The sequence below is a fragment of the Dyella soli genome (assembly GCF_054482295.1).
Map to the genome: position 1 here is coordinate 1,103,993 of NZ_JBTFFU010000001.1, position 17,011 is coordinate 1,121,003.

Genomic DNA, 17,011 nt, shown 5'->3' on the forward strand with positions numbered 1-17,011 from the left:
GCTTCGCCAGCCAGGCCAAAGGCACTGACCCGAGCACAGCATGGAACCCGGTCATGACCACACTCGTTTTCGTGCACGGCTGGAGTGTCACCAATACTTCGACCTACGGCACGCTGCCCCAGCGCCTGCAGCAACAGGCGGCGAGCCAGGGACTGCCACTCGCGATCGCCGATATCTGGCTGGCCGAATACGTGAGCTTCGATGACGCGGTGACCATGGGCGACCTGGTGCGCGCGTTCGACCATGCGCTGCGCGACCTGCACCTGCTCGATGCCAGCTTCGCCTGCATCACGCATTCCACCGGTGGCCCGGTCGTGCGCGAGTGGTTGCGCGCGCAGCGCGACAAGCCCGGTGTCTACAGCACCATCCGCCTGTCGCACCTGCTGATGCTGGCGCCGGCCAATTTCGGCTCGGCACTGGCGCAGCTGGGCAAGAGCGTCCTCGGCAAGGTGCGCGCATGGTGGAACGGCGTCGAGCCGGGCCAGCGCATCCTCGACTGGCTGGAACTGGGCAGCAGCGAGTCGCTGTCGCTCAACCTCGATCACATCCACGGCGACGACCACGCCGCCGCTGGCCAGTACCTGTTCGTGCTCACCGGCGATCGCCCGGACCGCTCGCTCTACGATCATCTCAACAGCTACACCGGCGAGGACGGCTCCGACGGCGTGGTGCGCATGGCGGCCGCCAACCTCAATGCGCGCCATGCCGTGCTGGCGCGCGTATCCGGCAGCGCGGGCGACACGCTCTCGCTGCATCTCACCTCGGCGCCGCGCACGGCCTTCAAGCTGATTCCCGGCGCATCCCACTCGGGTAGCGGCCAGGGCATCATGGCCGCCGCGCCGGCCGAGACGGTGGATGCCTTGCTGCGCTGCCTGCGGATAACCGATGCCACCGCTTACGCGCAACTCTGCGACGCCTTCGACCGCGAGAACGCGCAACGCGATGCCGCCAAGGTGGAACTGGAAGCGGTCGGGCCGTTCCCTGCGCGCGTGCATATCCATGACCCGCGCAGCCTGTTGATCGTCCGCCTCACCGACGAAGCGGGCGAAGCGCTGACCGGCAGCCGCTTCCTGCTGAACGCCGGCACCCCGCCGAACCCGGACTGGATGCCCGAGGGTTTCATGCTCGATCGCCAGGCCAACAGCCGCAACGCCAACGTGATCTCGCTGTTCCTTAACCACGCGCTGCTGGCCGGTGACGCCAGGGTGGCCGACCCCGGCAACAGCCGCAGGACCTTGCGCGCCGCCGTCGCCGGTCATCGCCCCTACGGCGCCGGCGTGGAGCCCGCCGACCTCTCCGGCCTGGTGCACCACGCGCTTGCGGCGAGCGCGGCGGGTGACGATCTGTTCGAAGCCATCGGGCCCCACCAGTCCACCGTGCTGGACGTGGTACTGCCGCGCAAGGTGCATGAAGGCGTGTTCCGGCTGACCCAGAACCTTGCGCCCGAGGACTTCAGCCACCCGCTGGCGGGCGCGGTGATCCCCTGAGCCCGATCCGCGCAGGCGGCTCAACCCCGCGGGAGCGTCTGGCGCGTTACATCGTTATCGCCCCATGCCACGCCGGCCCCGCCGCCCATGCCCGATCAACCCGTCGCCGCGATCCATGCTTACCCGGTCCGGCGATTTGGCTTAACCTCGCCGCCCATGGATGTCGCCGTGGACGATGATGCAAGGCTGATGCTCGCCTACGCGCGCGGCGACGTGTCCGCGTTCGACGCGTTGTATGCGCGCCATCGCGGCACGCTGTATCGCTTCCTGCTGCGCGCGGCGCGCGATCCGCGGCTGGCCGAGGAGTTGTTCCAGGAGACCTGGAGCCGCGTCGTCGCGGCGCGTGCCCGCTACGCGCCACAGGCGAAGTTCACCACCTGGCTGCTGCAGATTGCGCACAACCTGCTGATCGACGCCCATCGGCGCAAGCGCCCGCTGGCCACCGGCGAGGAAGCGGAAGGCGCGCTGGCCAACATCTCGATCCCCGAGCGCGAGCAGCCCGAGCACGTGCTGTCCGAGTTCGAGCGTCGCCGCCGCCTGCAGCTGGCCATCGAGCAATTGCCGGAAGAACAGCGCACGGCCGTGCTGCTGCGACTGGAAAACGACCTGAGCGTGGAGGAAATTGCCGAAGTCACCGGCGTGGGACGCGAAACCGCAAAGTCGCGCCTGCGCTATGCCATGAACCGATTGCGCGAACAGTTGGCCGAATGAACACGCCCGACCATCACGACGACGAACCGTTGCCCGGCGAGGACGAGCTGCGCAAGCTTTATCGCAGCCTGCCCTCGCGCGAGCCGTCCCCTGCCACCGACCAGGCCATCCGGCAGGCGGCGGCAGCGGCGGTGCGGCCAGCGCGCAGGCGCATGGCCCGCTGGCCCGTGGCGGCGGCCAGCGCCGCCGTGCTGGTGCTCGCTGCCGGGCTGAGTTGGCGCATGCGCGAGCAACCGGTGCCGCTGCAGCCGTCCGCACCGGCGCCGACTGTGCAAGCCACCAGCCAGCCTGTGGCTCCGGCGCCTGCCACGCTGCCCGCGAGTGCGCCGGCGCAGCCGGTCGTGGCGCAGGAAGGCACGACGGCTTACGCCCCGCCCACCGCCGCCCCGCGTCGCGCCCGCGATGCCATGCGCCTGTCTGCGCCAAAGCCCTCGGCGGCAGCTGCGCAAACGGCGGCATCGGCGCCCGCGCTGGCGATGCCGGCGCCCGCGGCGGCGCCGGCCGCGGCACCACCGCTCGCGCAGGCCAATAGCGAAAGTGCCACCACGGCCGATCGCGTCGCGGCCGAACCGCAGGCCCGCTCGATGATGAAGGCCACGACCATGGCGGCACCGCCCATGCGCGCCACCGACATGCCCATGGCGGGGCTTGCGGTTCCGGGCGACGCCACGGCAGCCAACGCAGCCGACACACCGTTGCAGGAACTGGCCAAGATCCGCCAGCTGTTCGCGCTGCAGCGTCGCGACGAAGCGCTGCAGCGGCTGCAGGCTTTCCGTCGCGTCCATCCGGACATCGCCGTGCCGGACGACCTGCGCGCCCAACTGCCCGACCATGAGTGAAGCGCTGTACACGCTCGCCACGGCCTGCCAGCACGCTGAGGACATCAGGAAAAGCCGCTTCCTGGCCCAGGCCGTTCCGGTGGAGGATCCGGAGCAGGCCCTGGCCGTGGTCAAGGCCGTGAGTGATCCGGCCGCCACCCACAATTGCTGGGCCTATCGCATCGGCCAGGATTATCGCTTCAACGATGACGGCGAGCCGGGCGGCACCGCGGGACGACCGATCCTGCAGGCCATCGAGGGCCAGGGCATCGATCGCGTGGTGGTCGTGGTGACGCGCTGGTACGGCGGCATCAAGCTCGGTGCCGGCGGCCTGGTTCGCGCCTATGGCGGCACGGCGGCCGAATGCCTGCGCCTGGCCGAGCGCGTGCCGATCGTGGCCATGGCGCGACTGCAACTGCGCTGTGACTTCGCCGGGCTGGCGCTGCTCAAGGCCCGCCTGCGCGAGCTGGAGGCCGAGGTCATCGACGAGAGCTTCGACGCGGAGGGCGTCGAGCTGGCGATCCGCCTGCCCGAGAGCCGCGTCGGCGAGGCCCAGGCGCGCATCACCGACATCAGCCGGGGCCGCTACAGCGCGCGTCGCGTGGATTGAATCGGCGCGCAGCCGCCCCACCTTTCAGTCGGTGCGCCTGTTGCGCGTGCCCACTGCCCCTGCCAGCGAGAACCCATGAGCGACGACGCCACGCCACGCCCTTCCCGCCGCATCGGCATCCTGCTGCAGCTGTGGCCGTTCGTGAAGCCGCACCGGGCGCTGGCATTCGGCTGGCTGGTGTTCCTGGCCATTTCCTCGTCCGCCACGCTCGCGCTGCCGATGGCCGTGCGGCACATGATCGACCAGGGTTTCGGGCACTCCAACGCCGCCGCCATCAACCTCACCTTTCTCGGCCTGTTCGGCGTCGCGCTGGTGCTGGCCTTCGCCACCGCCGCCCGCTACTACTGCATTACCCTGCTGGGCGAACGCGCGCTGGCCTCGCTGCGGGCCAGGCTGTATGCGCATGTGATCCGGCTAGACGTCAGTTTCTTCGAGCGCAGCCGCGTGGGCGAACTGATCTCGCGACTGGGCACCGATACCGAGGTCATCCAGGCCCTGATCGGCTCGGGCATTTCAGTGGCGCTGCGCAGCGCGGTGATGCTGCTTGGCGCCACGGCGATGATGGTGTGGACCAGCCCGCGCCTGGCCGGGCTCACCGCACTGGTGATTCCCGCCGTGATGCTGCCGATCCTGGTGTTTGGCCGTCGCGTGCAGAAGCTCTCGCGCGCCAGCCAGGACCGTCTCGCCGATGCGGCCGCCGTCGCCAATGAAACCCTCAACGCCGCCCCTGCGGTCAAGGCGTATGCGCGCGAGGATATCGAAAGCACGCGCTACGGCAGCGCCATCACGCGCGCACTGGCGACCGCGCGCAAGCGCATCGGCATGCGCTCGATGCTCACCGCCACGGTGATCGTGCTGTTCTTCGGCGCCATCACGCTGGTCCTGTGGGCCGGTGCGCGCGACGTGCTGGCCGGCGCGCTGGGCGCGGGCGTGCTGGGGCAGTTCGTCCTCTACGCCATCTTCGCTGCCGGCTCGCTGGCCGGCCTTTCGGAAGTGTGGGGCGATGTGCTGCGTGCCGCCGGCGCCATGGAGCGCATTGGCGAACTGTTCGCGGAGCACGCCGAAATCACCAGCCCGGCCCAGCCGGTTCCACTGCCCAAACCGATGCAGGGTGCACTGCGCTTCGAGCACGTGGACTTCCATTACCCGACGCGCCCCGACGCACCGGCGCTGTACGACTTCGACCTGGCCATCCGTCCCGGCGAAACGGTGGCGCTGGTCGGGCCATCCGGTGCAGGCAAGAGCACCGTGTTCGCCCTGCTGCTGCGCTTCTACGATCCGCAGGGCGGCCGCATCATGCTCGACGGCGTGGACCTGCGCGCCCTCGCCCTGCCCGAGCTGCGTGGCGCGATTGCGCTGGTGCCGCAGGAAACCGTGATCTTCGGTGGCAGTGCGGCCGACAACATCCGCTTTGGCCGCCAGGATGCGGAGCTCGACGAAGTGCGCGATGCCGCACGGGCTGCCGAAGCCCATGACTTCATCAGCGCCATGGGCAAGGGCTACGACGAGGAACTGGGCGAGCGCGGCGTGCGCCTGTCCGGTGGCCAGCGCCAGCGCATCGCCATCGCCCGCGCGATCCTGCGCGACGCTCCGCTGCTGCTGCTCGACGAAGCCACCTCCGCGCTGGACGCGCAGTCGGAAGCCGCCATCCAGCAGGCACTGGAGCGACTGGAAAAGGGACGCACCACGCTGGTGATCGCCCATCGCCTGGCCACCGTGCAGCGCGCCGATCGCATCGTCGTGATGGACGGCGGCCGCATCGTGGCCCAGGGCACGCACCAGAGCCTGCTGGCCGAAGGCGGGCTGTATGCCGAACTGGCGAGGTTGCAGTTCACTGCCTGAGGCCATGCACCTGCCGGGCCGGTCGATCCGCCACGTGGCCGGGCGATGCGCCGGCCACTCCCCTGGCCATCACTTCAGTCGCCCGCCAGGGCCGTCACCAGCGCGCGCACTTCATCGCCATCGGTGCGGATCTCGCCGTCGCCCATGCCCAGCCGGTCGTGGCGATGGTCGCGCATGCCCGACGGGAGGCTGTGCTTGGCCGACGCGTGAAACTCGCAGGCGCCCGTCGCCGCCGCCAGCTGCGCGACATTGCCAGGCCGGATGCCCGCGCCCGGCATGATCGCCACGCGGCCGCGCGCCTGTTCGACCAGCCCCCGGATCTTCGCTGCACCGGCCAGCGCCGAGGGCTCGCCGCCCGACGTCAGCACGCGCTCGACACCAAGGGCGATCACGTCTTCCAGTGCGCGCGCAGGATCGCGTACCAGGTCGAAGGCGCGATGGAAGGTCACGCCCATGCGGCCCGCGGCCGCCATCAGCGCGCGGCAGCGTGCGAGGTCGACGTCACCGCCGGCATCCAGCACGCCGAACACCACGCCATCGCAGCCCATCGACGCACAGGCCTCGATGTCCCGCTGCATCGTTTCGATGTCCATGTCGCTGCAGAGGAAATCGCCGGCGCGCGGACGCACCAGCACGTACAGCGGCAAGGCCACGCGCTCGCGCAGCAGGGCAATCTGCGCGTGCGAGGGGGTGAGCCCGCCCAGCTCCAGCGCCGTGCAGAGCTCGATGCGCCCCGCACCGCCTAACTGGGCGGCCAACGCGGAGGCCAGCGAGTTGGCGGCTACCTCCAGCAGTCGCGCTGCCATTTCAGAACACGCTCCTGGCCGGCAGCAGTCCGTCCTGGCGCGTCGCATCGCATACTGCGTAGGAGAACCCGGGCTGGATGGCGAACGCGCCCACTTCGCCGGCACGGTTCATCGCCAGGAAGCCCACCTGCAGGTCCTTCGATGCGTTGGGGCGCTTCTTGACGATGCGCATCACCGCCTCGTGGCAGGCCTCCTGCGGACTGCGCCCCTGGCGCATCAGCTCCACCACCAGGAAGCTGCCCGCGTTGCGGATCACTTCCTCGCCCACGCCGGTGGACGTCGCCGCGCCCACTTCGCCATCCACGTACAAGCCGGCGCCGATGACCGGGCTGTCGCCCACGCGGCCGCGCAGCTTCCACGCCATGCCGCTGGTGGTGCAGGCGCCGGCAAGCCGGCCGTGGGCATCGATGGCCAGCATGCCGATGGTGTCGTGGTTGTCCTTGCCGCCCGGCAGGCCGGTCTTGCCGTAGTCGCGCCGTTCGCTGTTGGCGGTCGGCTGGTAGTGCGCCGTCTTCTGCCACTCCTTCCATGCCTGTGCGGATTCGGGAGTCAGCAGTTCCTCGCGCTTGAAGCCCTGCTCCAAAGCGAACTGCAGGGCGCCGTCGCCCACCAGCAGCACATGCGGCGTGCGCTCCATCACCCGGCGCGCTACCTGGATCGGGTGGGCGATGTGTTCCAGCGCCGCCACCGCGCCGCAGCTGCCATCGGCATCCATGATGCTGGCATCGAGCGAGACATGGCCGTCGCGATCGGGATAGCCGGCGCGTCCGACGCTGTGGTTCTTGAGGTCGGCCTCCGGCACCATCACGCCGGCTTCCACCGCATCCAGCGCATGCCCGCCCCTGGCGAGCACGGACCACGCGGCCTGGTTCGCCGCCACGCCGAAGTCCCACGTGGAAATGACCCGTGCGACCGCGCCGCCGCTGGCCGGCGCCGCCGTGGCCGCGCCGCCCTTGCCGGTGAGTGCAAGCGCCGAAGCGCCCAGCAGGGAGGCCTTGAGGAAGTCTCTACGATCTACCATCGCTTGCTCCAGAGTTGCTGTCGTTGCCTGTCCGGAAAAACAGAAACCCCGCGCCTTGCGACGCGGGGTTTCCTTCTTACGTCGATGACCGGCGCGCGCGCCGGCACGCCGAAATCAACCTGCGATTTCGACGCCCGAAGCCTGGGCACCCTTCGGGCCCGTGGTGACTTCGAACTTCACGCGCTGACCTTCCTGCAGGCTACGGAAGCCCTTGGAGTTGATCGCCGAAAAGTGGACGAACACGTCCTCCCCACCGTCCTCAGGCGCGATGAAGCCGAAACCCTTGGCGTCGTTGAACCACTTGACCGTACCGAAACGCATTGCGTGAACCTCTGAATCATGGACTGGATGCACCACGGTATGCCGCTGAACCACCTTGACCCCTTGGTCCGCCGCCCCTGGCACAACGGAAGTATCAACATGTTTCATGGCAAAGCGCAATATGGTGATCGTTTTTGCACGATCAAAACCGAACGTGCTGCTCAGCTTTTAAGCAAACTGCCAAGGATCCGGGGTACTTCGGCGGTCGCGGCGGCCAGATGGGCGAAGATTTCCTCGATGCTGATCTCGGCCTCGTCGCCGCAGCCGGCGGCGAAATTGGCCACCAGGGCCAGGCAGGCGTATTCCAGCTCCAGCTCCCGGGCCAGCACGGCCTCCGGCATCCCGGTCATGCCGACCAGGTCGCAGCCGTCGCGCTTCATGCGGGCGATCTCGGCACGGGTTTCGAGGCGGGGCCCCTGGGTGGCGCCATAGCAGCCACCGTCGACCACCGTGAGCCCGGCCCTGCCCGCGGCCTCGACCAGCTGGCGGCGCAGCGATTCGGTATAGGGCTCGCTGAAGTCGATGTGCCTGACCTCGGCGCCTTCGACGTCGCAGAAACTGGTGTAGCGGCCGTGGGTGTAGTCGATGATCTGGTCGGGCACCACGATGACCCGCGGGCCCATGTCGGCGCGGATGCCGCCCACGGCATTGACGCCGACGACCCGGCGCGCACCGAGCGCATGCAGCGCCCACAGGTTGGCGCGGTAGTTCACCCGATGCGGGGGTACCGTATGGCTTTCGCCATGGCGGGCCAGGAAGGCGACGCGGCGACCGGCGAAATCGCCGACGACCACATCCCCCGAGGGCGGGCCGAAGGGGGTCTCCACGCTCTGGCGCGCGGCGTTCTCCAGCCCGGGGAAGTTGTACAAGCCACTGCCGCCAATGACGGCAAGATCGATAGTCACGGGTTGTTCCTGCGTTCGAAATGGACGTCCTTCGCCGTCGCGGCCAGCCGCTCGGCGAATCCCTGCAGATGGCGGCCCAGCGCGTCGCGCGTACGCTCGTCGGCGAGCCGCCCATCGATGATCTTGGTATGCGCCTGGAACACCAGCACGTCACCTTGCGGTTCCGTGCGCGCACCCGCGCGCCGCAGGATCTGGCGCAACTGGTCCTGCGCGCGCACCGTGCCGGTGATGCCCGGGCTGGCGCCGATGATGCACGCCGTCTTGCCGGTGAGCGCGGCGACCTTGCGTGCCTTGCCGATGCGCGAGGCCCAGTCGATGGCGTTCTTCAGCACGCCCGTCACGCCACCGTTGTATTCGGGGCAGGCCAGCAGCAGGCCGTCGGCACTCTCGATGGCGTCCTTGAACGCCGTCACCGCCGGCGGATCGCCCTGCTCTTCCACGTCCTGGTCGAACAGCGGCAGCTCGTGCAGGCGGTGGATCATGATGTTCATGCCTGCCGGAGCCAGTTCCTGCGCGGCATGCAGCAAGGCGGTGTTGAACGAGGCCTGCCGCAGGCTGCCGGAAATGCCGAGGATATTCATGCGCCACTCTCCATGCTGCTTGGGGAGCCCGCCCGGGGCCGCCCCGTTGACGGCTCACTTCAGCGCGTAGATGCCCGGCAGGTTGCGTCCCTGCTCGTGGTAGTCCATGCCGAAGCCGAACACGTAGCGGTCCGGCAGTTCGACCCCGTTGAAATCCGCCTGGATGCCCTCGACCAGGCGGTCGTGGTCCTTGGTGCACAAGCTGGCGATCAGCACGCGACGCGCGCCGCGACGCAGGCAATCGTCGCGCACGGCCTTCAGCGTATGGCCTTCGTCGAGAATGTCGTCCACCAGCAGGACCGTGCGGCCGGCCAGGTCGGCCGCGGGCTCGCGCAGCCAGTGCAGCTCGCTGCCCGAGGTGGCGCCGCGATAGCGGGTGGCGTGCACATAGTCGAATTCGACGTCGGTGCGGATGGCCAGCGCCAGTTGACCCGCAAAGATCAGCGCGCCGTTCATCACGGTCAGGAACACGGCACGCTCGCCATCGAGAGCGGCGTCGACCTGGCGGCCCATGTCGGCAATCACCGATTCGAGCGAGGCACGGTCGAACAGCAGGTCGGCGTCGGCGAGGGCCGCCGCCAGCGAAGGGGTCTGGGGGTTCATGCCGGCGTTTGTCCTTCCACGGCATGCAGCGCCGTGATGCGCGCGATGAAGCGATCGCGCTGGGGGTTGTCGGTGAGTCCTTCCCAGGTGGATGCCAGGGCCCCGCGCAAGGCGGCCAGGCGCTCCGGCGCCGGCGCGGCACGTCCCTGCACGGCGGCGATCGCCGGCTCCACCACCTCGGGAAAACAGGCGAGCACCAGGTCGCAACCGGCATCCAGGTGCGCGCGCACGCGTTCGGCCACGCCACCGGCCGCACCGGCCGCCGCCATGCTGATGTCGTCGCTGATCACGGCGCCATGGAAGCCGAGTTCGCCACGCAGGATCTCCCCGATCCAGCGGCGGGAGAAACCGGCCGGCAGCGCATCGACGGCCGGATAGATCACGTGCGCCATCATCACCGCTTCCGCGTGGGCCGCGATGGCCTCGACGAAGGGATGGATGTCGTCGCGACGGATGTCCTCGAGCGGGCGATTGTCCACCGCCGCCGCCTCGTGCGTGTCGACCGCCACCGAGCCATGGCCGGGGAAATGCTTGAGCACCGCGGCCATGCCGCCCAGGTGCATGCCACGCACGTACGCCTGCGCCAGCTCGGCGGCAATCGCCGGATCGGCGTGGAACGCACGCGGGCCAATCGCGGCATTGCCGCGGGCCAGGTCGACCACCGGCGCGAAGCTGAAATCCACGCCGCTGGCGCGCAGCTCGCTGGACATCACCCAGGCATGTTCCTCGGCCAGGCGCACGGCATCCTGCGGGTCACGCGCATAAGCGGCGCCGATCGCCGACAGCGGCGGCAAGCGCGTGAAGCCATCGCGGAATCGCTGCACCGGACCGCCTTCCTGGTCGACGGCAATCAGCATGTCCTCGCCACCCACCTCGCGGATGGCATCGACCAGCGCCATCAACTGATCGCGCGAACTGTAGTTGCGCGAGAACAGCACCACGCCCGACACGCCATGCGCCTTCAGCCAGGCATGTTCCGATGTCGCCAGCGTGGTGCCGGCCAGGCCGATCATCAGCATGACGCGGGCTCCCCGACGGCTTCGCGCTCGTCGTGCGTCCAGCTGGCATACGGATGGGCGATCAGGTTGACGTTGTAGTAGCGCCCCAGGTGGCTGACCTCGCGCCCCAGCCACGAGGGCCGGGGAAACGCGGCGTCCGTCGAGGCCAGCTCGATCTCGGCCACGACCAGTCCGGCGTTGTCGCCAAAGAATTCGTCGATCTCGAACACCGCGCCGTCCACGTGGACGTGATGGCGGATCTTTTCCACCACGCCGTCGCACAGCGTCGCCAGCATCTCTTCGGCGTCCGCCAGCGGCACCGGGTACTCGTACTCCGCGCGCTCGATGCCCAACTGGGCGGATTTGATGTTGAGCCACGCGTGGTCACCCGTGCGGCGCACCCTCACCGAGGCCCTGGCGCCGCCGCTCTGCAGCGCCTGCGCCCCGATCAGGTAGCCCTGCGCGATGCGCTCGCTGCGTGCCGGCAGCTCGCGCCAGCTGTCGTCCGCAATGAGGAATTTCCGTTCGATCTCGATGCCCATGTGCAACCCATGCTGGAGATTGAGTGAGGAGCCGGCGGGGCGCCGCGCATGCAGCGCCGGCGCCCCCGGCGTCGGCCTAGCGTTCGAACAACGCGATCGACTCCACGTGGGCGGTATGCGGGAACATATCCATCACTCCGGCCGCGCTCAAGCGAAAACCATGCTTCTGCACCAGGATGCCGGCGTCGCGTGCCAGCGAGCCTGGATGACAGGAGACGTACACGATACGCCGCGTTTCCCGGTGCGGCAGGTATTCCAGCACCTTGTCGGCACCGGCGCGCGGCGGGTCCAGCAGCAGCTTGTCCCACGATTGTTTCGCCCAGTGCGCGTGGCGCTGGTCCTCGAACAGGTTGGCCACTTCAAAACGGGCGTTGGCGATGCCATTGCGCGCGGCGTTTTCGGCGGCGCGCTCGACCAGGCCGTGCTCGCCCTCCACGCCCACCACCTCGGCCACGCGGCGCGCGATCGGCAGGGTGAAGTTGCCCAGGCCGCAGAACAGGTCGAGCACGCGATCACCCGGCTGCGGCTCGAGCAACTGCATGGCCAGCGCCATCATGCGACGGTTCATGCCGGCGTTGACCTGTACGAAATCGAGCGGGCGGAACTCCAGCTCCACCGGCTCGAAGGCCGCGTCGTCGCTGGCTATGCGAAACGCCAGCCGCGGATGTTCCGGCCACAAGGGATGCACGCTGCTCACGCCGCCCGGCTGCAGGTAGATGGCGAAGCCGTGCTGCTGGCCAAACGCGACCAGCGTAGCGCTGTCGCGTTCGCTCAGCGGCGACATGTGGCGGAACACCAGCGCCACCGTATCATCGCCGGCGGCAAATTCGATCTGCGGAATATCCGCGGCCGCGTCCATGCCACCGATCAGTTCGGCGAGCAGGCCGATCTTCGGGCCCAGCGCGGGATGCACGACTTCGCACTGGGTGATGTCGGCCACGAAGCGCGGGTTGCTCTCCTCGCGGAAGCCCACCAGCACGCGCCCCTTCTTGGCCACGCTGCGCACGGACAGGCGACCCTTGCGGCGATAGCCCCAGGGCTCGTCGGTAAGCGGCGACAGCCAGCGCTCCGGCGCCACCTTGCCGATGCGCTCGAAGTTGTCCTTGAGCACCCGCTGCTTCACCTCGATCTGCGCCTGCGCGTCCAGGTGCTGCAGCGAGCAGCCGCCGCACTGGCCGAAGTGGCGGCACAGCGGCTCCACGCGATGGGGCGAGCGGGTGACCAGTTCCACTACCTCGGCTTCGTCGTAATGACGATGGCGCTTGCGGATGCGCAGCTTGACGTCCTCGCCCAACAGGGCTCCGCTGACGAAGACGGCCTTGCCGTCGATGCGGGTGACGCCCTTGCCGTCGTGGCTGAGGTCGGTGATGGTGGCTTCGAATTCTTTCATGGGTTCATGCGGTCAACGGAAACGCGCGCGCCCGGATCGGCGACCCGGGCGCGACAAAGGGGGGCGGAAACGCAGGGCGAACGGCTTACTTCTGCTTCCAGGCGCCCGAAGGATCCTGATAATACCAGCCCGCGCGGGCGCGCTCGATCCAGCCCTTGGCAAACGTCGCGCGAATCTGCGCCTCCCATTCGGGATGGTTGTTGGCATTGGCCACTTCGCGGTAGAGCGCGTCGCGGTCGCGGTTCTCGTCCGCCACGGCGGCATTCAGGCCGGCGCGCTGGTCCAGCGGCACCTTGGCCGCGTCGCGCACCGCCACCAGGCCGTCCCGGGTGAATCCCACCGCGCCACTGTCGAACAGCGCCGCCAGGGTGCTGCGGAAGCGCTCCTGCATGCGGGCGCGGATCGCCTCGGTGGTGGTGGTCTGCAGGCGGATGTTCGGCGTGTCCGCGGCGTAGGCGGCGGGCACCAGCAGGTCGAGCAGCATGGCCGAAGGCTGGTCGTGCTTCCTGGGCCGTGCCGGCGGCTGTGCGGTCGATGAAGCGGGTGCGGGTGCGCCGTTGTCGAGCACGGTACCGATGAACTGGTCCGCCGCCTTCTGCGCGGCCGCCTCGGGGAAATAGACATTGATGGTGACGCACCCCACCAGGACCACCAGCGCCGTGGTCAGGAATCCATAGACGAGCTTGCGCATGTTCAACTCCTTCGGGGGTGTGGGATTAACGCGGGTCCTCAGCGCACTTCCGGTGCCGTGCCCTCGGTGGCCGCCTTCAGGCGCCGCAGCAGGGTGGGCCAGTCGACCTGGGTCTGGTGGCCGACCACCTGCAAATGCGGCAGGCCACTGCCCTCGACGATAGTGTAGCCATCCGGCGTGTTGTCGAGCCCGCCCATATGGCATACCGAGCCCTGCAGCGTGCAGCTCAGGCCGATACGTTTGTAACTGAAATTCTTGAACAGCTTCAGCACCGCACCCTGCAGGCCCGCTGCCACGCCGCCGCCGCCCACGGCGGTGAGGTTGTTCACCGCGCGCTGGCTGATGCGCCCGCCGCCGTCGGCCTGCAGGCGTGCCTTGAACGCGACCGGATTCCAGCTGACCAGTCGCAGCTCATCGACTGCGCCGTCCATGCGACCGGTGATGTTGCCGAAATCGAACACGCTGGTCATCGCGCCAAGATCCAGCTGCCGCAGTTTCACGTCGCCGGCCAGCACGGGGCTGGCACTGAACGGCCCCTGCAACGACAACCGGGTGATATCGACAAAACCGTCGAACACGTTGACCGACAGCCCGCCATCCAGCTCGACGCGGTCGTCGACCCAGCGCAGCGCGGGTATCGCTCCGCCCACGGTGCCCGGAAACTCGGGCCAGCCCATGGCGCGGGAGAACGCCGCCATGTCGATCCCGGTGAAGGCCAGCGAGGTCGACAGGCGGCGACCCTTGGCTGCCGCGGGACGCCACTCCAGGTCGCCGATGCGCACATGACCGTTGAGCAAGGGGACGTCCAGCGCACGCTGCAGGCTGAGCGCGCCGGCGCGACTCTCCCAGTGGGCCTGCGCCGAGCCGTGGGCCATGCGGTATAGCTGCAGGCCCTGCCAGCCCAGCGTGGTCGCGGGGCGATCGCCTGCCACGGCCCAGTCCAGCCCGCCGCGCAGGCCCTTCACGGCGAGGCGACCTTCGCCATCGGCAATGTCCAGCCCATCCGTATCGAAGGCAAAGCTGCGCAGGCCGGAGGCCTCCATGTCCATGCTGCCGGTGAGCTGGCCCTCGATGCGCATGTCGCGCATGCCCAGCGTGGTGAGCCATGCCTGCCCGTAACGCTGATAGGCCACCGGGAACCGGCTCTGCAACCGGTCCAGCTTGAGTTTCTGCAGCTCGCCCTTGGCGCTGAAGGCCATGGCGCCATCGAACTGCAAGGCATCGGCATCGGCGACGCGCAGGCGAGAGATATCCACCGCCCCGTTGCGCGTGGCCGCGGCCAGGCTCAACTGCACGGGATGATCCGGCAGGCGCGCGAAAATCGGCCCGAGCAGCAGTTCGCCGCCGCGCAGGCTGGTATCCAGGTCGATGCGCGACGGGCTGGTAGTGGTATCGACGTTCAGACGGCCATTGGCATTGACCGACTGCCCCGCGAGCGTGCCGCCCGGCGTATCGAAGCCTGCCGCGCTGAGCGCGAACTGGCCCGACGCCTGGATGCCTTTCTCGGCCAGGTCCAGTGCCATGTCGGCGTCCAGCTTGCCGGCGGTGGCCCGGCCCGACCATACCGTGCCCAGCAACCCCTGCAGCCAGGTCGTAGGCACGTCCTTCAGGCTGATCTGCGCGTGGGTGGGCTGATCCAGCGGCAAGGCCGTGCTGGCCTGCGCCGCGCCCTGGCTGATGTTGATTTCCAGCGTATTGGCCGCTTCGTCCACCACCATGGTGACCTTGGCATTGTTGCCCAGGGCCCCGCCGGGCGCGCCGGCCAGCTGGACGGTGCCATCGAACAGCCAGCGCATGTGGAGGTCGCGATGCAAGCTGCCCTGCAGATCCACACCGACCCGGCGCCAGCCCATGGCGGGCAGCTCGGTCCGGGCCGCGCGCAGGCTGAGCTTCAGCCCGCCCTGCCCGTCTTCGCCGACCTGGGCCGCCACGTCCTGCATCTTGAGGCCCGGCAGGCCCACGACCTTGGCCCCCAGGGCCACGTCCGCCCGTGCGGGCACGGCCATGCCCACCCAGAACAGGAGGCCGAGGACGAGCAGCAGGTAGCTTGAAGTGGGCCGCATGACGCGCCATTCTGCCAAAATCAGCTGAACGACACGGACTAGTCATGTTCAACACGCCTGCCAACGATCCTTCAGGGGTCTTTGCAACACCGGCCATGCCGCGCGCACTGGTCGCCGACGACGACCCGGCCAGCCGCCTGTTCCTCGTGGAAGCCTTGCGCAACCTCGGTCTCGAAGCCAAGGCCTGCCCGGACGGCATGGCCGCCATCGCCCTGGCCCATGACGAGCCTTTCGACCTGCTGGTGCTCGATTGCCGCATGCCGGGCGCGAGCGCCGAACAAGTCCTGGCCACCTTGCGCAGCGATCCGGGCGCCCGCTCGGGCGACTGCACCGCCGTGGCCACCAGTGCGGAGATGGATGCGGCGGAACGACGGCGCCTGCTGGCCGCCGAGTTCAGCGAGGTGCTGCTGAAGCCCTGCCAGGTGGCCGACCTGCGGCGCATCGTCGGCCTGGTGCAGACTGGCGCGGCCTCGCTGCCCCTGCTCGACGACGCGCAGGCCGTGGCCACCATGGGCGATGCCGACGTGGTGAGCGCCATGCGCAGCCTGCTGCGCGTGGAACTGGTCAGCCTCTACCAGGACCTCGAGGTGCTGCGCGACGACGCCGCGGCCTTCGTCGATCGCCTGCACCGCCTGCGCTCGTCCTGCGGTTTCTGTGGCGCGGCGGCGCTGGCCACCCAGACCGCCCTGCTGCAACGCCAGCTCGAACAGGGGCATGCCGCTCCGCTGGCGCGATTCCGCAAGGCGCTGCTGGCCACGATCGAGGCACTGGAATCGACAGGGGCGCCCTGAGCCAGGCACGCCGGCAAGTTCAGCTGAACGCGCTCAGCGCCGTGACATCGCCGCGCCGAGCACATGCCATGCCCGCAATTCGCCGCCGCCCAGGTGGAACCGGATCACCTCGCGCATCATCGCGCGCAGGGCGGACAGGCCGGCCGCATCGGGCATGTGATCCTGGGCCAGCGCCAGCAGGTCACTGCCGCGCAGCGCATGCGCGGTGCCCGGGCGGCACGGCGCGGGCCCCAGTTCGACCGCGTAGCGATAATGCTGCCCCGGCTCCACCGGTTCGCCCGACTCGGCCTCGAATTCCAGCTGCAGGCCGTAGCCGATGGCCTCCAGCAAATCCCGCTCGAACCGCCGCAGCGTCCATGCCAGGGGTTCCGATGCCGTGAGGCGCGGCAGGGTCCGTGCGTAGGCATCGAACAGCTCGCGCTGCGGATCCTGGCGCCCGGTGAGGCGCACCACCAGCTCATTGAGATAAAGCCCGGCAAGCCCTGCATCGCCAGCCAGGCGCGCGGGCGTGGCCGTGCATTCGACACCTTGCAAGGTCGCCAGCTCGCCCCGCAGCAGCAGGTCCAGCAACAGCGGCTGGAACGGCTCCAGTTGCGCCCGTTGCAGCCGCGCACGCTCCGTGCGCACGCCGCGGGCCACGACGCCGAGGCGGCCGTGGTCGCGGGTCAGGCATTCGAGCAGCATCGAGGTCTCGCGGTAAGGCCGCGAGTGCAGCACATAGGCGGGCTGCTGCTCAATGCGCATGGTGGATGGCTGGGGCGGAAGCGGAAAGCCAGGGCGCCGGGCGTGGGCGCATGTCAGGCGATGACTTCCGCAGTGCCGCCCGCATCG

The 17,011-nt window shown here is 69.1% G+C and carries 18 protein-coding genes; 6 read left to right on the forward strand and 12 right to left on the reverse strand.

The annotated features are described in order from the left end of the window. Positions 1–53 precede the first annotated feature (53 nt). The 5 genes from ACXU4B_RS05090 (at position 54) to ACXU4B_RS05110 (ending at position 5,468) form a co-directional block, all read left to right on the forward strand. Entirely contained in the window at positions 54–1,487 is a 1,434-nt protein-coding gene (locus ACXU4B_RS05090) for a lipase family protein (protein WP_131408360.1), read from the forward strand. A gap of 156 nt (positions 1,488–1,643) precedes the next feature. Beyond that, complete coding sequence (locus ACXU4B_RS05095; RefSeq protein WP_131410374.1) at positions 1,644–2,198, forward strand: RNA polymerase sigma factor; 555 nt, start codon at positions 1,644–1,646, stop codon at positions 2,196–2,198. Beyond that, entirely contained in the window at positions 2,195–3,037 is an 843-nt protein-coding gene (locus tag ACXU4B_RS05100; protein ID WP_165583149.1) for a hypothetical protein, read from the forward strand. Before ACXU4B_RS05095 ends, ACXU4B_RS05100 begins: the two co-directional genes overlap by 4 nt. Then, positions 3,030–3,626 carry an IMPACT family protein gene (locus tag ACXU4B_RS05105; protein WP_131408364.1) on the forward strand — a complete coding sequence of 199 codons (597 nt, stop codon included), beginning with the start codon at positions 3,030–3,032 and terminating at the stop codon, positions 3,624–3,626. The genes ACXU4B_RS05100 and ACXU4B_RS05105 overlap by 8 nt, the downstream gene beginning before the upstream one ends. A 75-nt stretch (positions 3,627–3,701) precedes the next feature. Beyond that, positions 3,702–5,468 (forward strand): ABC transporter transmembrane domain-containing protein, encoded by a 1,767-nt coding sequence (locus ACXU4B_RS05110; protein WP_131408366.1) that lies wholly within the window; start codon positions 3,702–3,704, stop codon positions 5,466–5,468. A gap of 74 nt (positions 5,469–5,542) precedes the next feature. Here ACXU4B_RS05110 and ACXU4B_RS05115 read toward each other — a convergent pair whose 3' ends face one another. The 11 genes from ACXU4B_RS05115 to ACXU4B_RS05165 all read right to left on the reverse strand — a co-directional run bounded on the left by ACXU4B_RS05115 (position 5,543) and on the right by ACXU4B_RS05165 (position 15,389). Further along, positions 5,543–6,274: a copper homeostasis protein CutC gene (locus tag ACXU4B_RS05115; protein ID WP_131408368.1), complete on the reverse strand. Its 732-nt coding sequence runs from the start codon at positions 6,272–6,274 to the stop codon at positions 5,543–5,545. Between the two features lies 1 nt (position 6,275). Then, a complete protein-coding gene (locus tag ACXU4B_RS05120; protein ID WP_131408370.1) occupies positions 6,276–7,295 on the reverse strand; it encodes a N(4)-(beta-N-acetylglucosaminyl)-L-asparaginase in 1,020 nt (339 codons plus the stop codon). A 114-nt stretch (positions 7,296–7,409) separates the two neighbouring features. After that, entirely contained in the window at positions 7,410–7,616 is a 207-nt protein-coding gene (locus ACXU4B_RS05125) for a cold-shock protein (RefSeq protein ID WP_026633225.1), read from the reverse strand. Positions 7,617–7,777: 161 nt separating this feature from the next. Then, on the reverse strand, positions 7,778–8,521 hold the full coding sequence (locus ACXU4B_RS05130; protein ID WP_131408372.1) for an S-methyl-5'-thioinosine phosphorylase: 744 nt from the start codon (positions 8,519–8,521) through the stop codon (positions 7,778–7,780). Continuing rightward, positions 8,518–9,102, reverse strand: coding sequence for an NADPH-dependent FMN reductase (locus ACXU4B_RS05135; RefSeq protein WP_131408374.1), 585 nt, complete (start codon positions 9,100–9,102; stop codon positions 8,518–8,520). The genes ACXU4B_RS05130 and ACXU4B_RS05135 overlap by 4 nt, the downstream gene beginning before the upstream one ends. A gap of 54 nt (positions 9,103–9,156) precedes the next feature. Then, positions 9,157–9,705 carry a hypoxanthine-guanine phosphoribosyltransferase gene (locus ACXU4B_RS05140; protein WP_131408376.1) on the reverse strand — a complete coding sequence of 183 codons (549 nt, stop codon included), beginning with the start codon at positions 9,703–9,705 and terminating at the stop codon, positions 9,157–9,159. Continuing rightward, a complete protein-coding gene (nagZ, locus tag ACXU4B_RS05145; RefSeq protein ID WP_131408378.1) occupies positions 9,702–10,724 on the reverse strand; it encodes a beta-N-acetylhexosaminidase in 1,023 nt (340 codons plus the stop codon). Before nagZ ends, ACXU4B_RS05140 begins: the two co-directional genes overlap by 4 nt. Further along, positions 10,718–11,245, reverse strand: coding sequence for a CYTH domain-containing protein (locus tag ACXU4B_RS05150; RefSeq protein WP_131408380.1), 528 nt, complete (start codon positions 11,243–11,245; stop codon positions 10,718–10,720). Before ACXU4B_RS05150 ends, nagZ begins: the two co-directional genes overlap by 7 nt. A 76-nt stretch (positions 11,246–11,321) precedes the next feature. Beyond that, the gene (rlmD, locus tag ACXU4B_RS05155) at positions 11,322–12,635 is read right to left on the reverse strand and encodes a 23S rRNA (uracil(1939)-C(5))-methyltransferase RlmD (RefSeq protein ID WP_131408382.1); all 1,314 of its coding nucleotides are present in this window, start codon (positions 12,633–12,635) and stop codon (positions 11,322–11,324) included. Positions 12,636–12,720: 85 nt separating this feature from the next. Further along, positions 12,721–13,326 carry a YdbL family probable chaperone protein gene (locus ACXU4B_RS05160; protein ID WP_131408384.1) on the reverse strand — a complete coding sequence of 202 codons (606 nt, stop codon included), beginning with the start codon at positions 13,324–13,326 and terminating at the stop codon, positions 12,721–12,723. Between the two features lie 38 nt (positions 13,327–13,364). Then, on the reverse strand, positions 13,365–15,389 hold the full coding sequence (locus ACXU4B_RS05165; protein ID WP_131408386.1) for a translocation/assembly module TamB domain-containing protein: 2,025 nt from the start codon (positions 15,387–15,389) through the stop codon (positions 13,365–13,367). A 44-nt stretch (positions 15,390–15,433) separates the two neighbouring features. On the opposite strand from ACXU4B_RS05165, the gene ACXU4B_RS05170 reads away from it, so the two are divergent. After that, positions 15,434–16,180 carry a response regulator gene (locus ACXU4B_RS05170; RefSeq protein ID WP_240734019.1) on the forward strand — a complete coding sequence of 249 codons (747 nt, stop codon included), beginning with the start codon at positions 15,434–15,436 and terminating at the stop codon, positions 16,178–16,180. 33 nt (positions 16,181–16,213) lie between these two features. Here the strand turns inward: ACXU4B_RS05170 and recO are convergent, their stop codons facing one another. Further along, complete coding sequence (gene recO / locus ACXU4B_RS05175; RefSeq protein WP_131408388.1) at positions 16,214–16,924, reverse strand: DNA repair protein RecO; 711 nt, start codon at positions 16,922–16,924, stop codon at positions 16,214–16,216. Positions 16,925–17,011 lie beyond the last annotated feature (87 nt).

Bases quoted from the DNA above. Each gene is read 5' to 3' on its own strand.
- ACXU4B_RS05090 (WP_131408360.1), top strand. From the start codon at position 54: ATGACCACACTCGTTTTCGTGCACGGCTGGAGTGTCACCAATACTTCG.
- ACXU4B_RS05095 (WP_131410374.1), top strand. From the start codon at position 1,644: ATGGATGTCGCCGTGGACGATGATGCAAGGCTGATGCTCGCCTACGCG.
- ACXU4B_RS05100 (WP_165583149.1), top strand. From the start codon at position 2,195: ATGAACACGCCCGACCATCACGACGACGAACCGTTGCCCGGCGAGGAC.
- ACXU4B_RS05105 (WP_131408364.1), top strand. From the start codon at position 3,030: ATGAGTGAAGCGCTGTACACGCTCGCCACGGCCTGCCAGCACGCTGAG.
- ACXU4B_RS05110 (WP_131408366.1), top strand. From the start codon at position 3,702: ATGAGCGACGACGCCACGCCACGCCCTTCCCGCCGCATCGGCATCCTG.
- ACXU4B_RS05115 (WP_131408368.1), bottom strand. From the start codon at position 6,274: ATGGCAGCGCGACTGCTGGAGGTAGCCGCCAACTCGCTGGCCTCCGCG.
- ACXU4B_RS05120 (WP_131408370.1), bottom strand. From the start codon at position 7,295: ATGGTAGATCGTAGAGACTTCCTCAAGGCCTCCCTGCTGGGCGCTTCG.
- ACXU4B_RS05125 (WP_026633225.1), bottom strand. From the start codon at position 7,616: ATGCGTTTCGGTACGGTCAAGTGGTTCAACGACGCCAAGGGTTTCGGC.
- ACXU4B_RS05135 (WP_131408374.1), bottom strand. From the start codon at position 9,102: ATGAATATCCTCGGCATTTCCGGCAGCCTGCGGCAGGCCTCGTTCAAC.
- ACXU4B_RS05140 (WP_131408376.1), bottom strand. From the start codon at position 9,705: ATGAACCCCCAGACCCCTTCGCTGGCGGCGGCCCTCGCCGACGCCGAC.
- nagZ (WP_131408378.1), bottom strand. From the start codon at position 10,724: ATGCTGATGATCGGCCTGGCCGGCACCACGCTGGCGACATCGGAACAT.
- ACXU4B_RS05150 (WP_131408380.1), bottom strand. From the start codon at position 11,245: ATGGGCATCGAGATCGAACGGAAATTCCTCATTGCGGACGACAGCTGG.
- rlmD (WP_131408382.1), bottom strand. From the start codon at position 12,635: ATGAAAGAATTCGAAGCCACCATCACCGACCTCAGCCACGACGGCAAG.
- ACXU4B_RS05160 (WP_131408384.1), bottom strand. From the start codon at position 13,326: ATGCGCAAGCTCGTCTATGGATTCCTGACCACGGCGCTGGTGGTCCTG.
- ACXU4B_RS05165 (WP_131408386.1), bottom strand. From the start codon at position 15,389: ATGCGGCCCACTTCAAGCTACCTGCTGCTCGTCCTCGGCCTCCTGTTC.
- ACXU4B_RS05170 (WP_240734019.1), top strand. From the start codon at position 15,434: ATGTTCAACACGCCTGCCAACGATCCTTCAGGGGTCTTTGCAACACCG.
- recO (WP_131408388.1), bottom strand. From the start codon at position 16,924: ATGCGCATTGAGCAGCAGCCCGCCTATGTGCTGCACTCGCGGCCTTAC.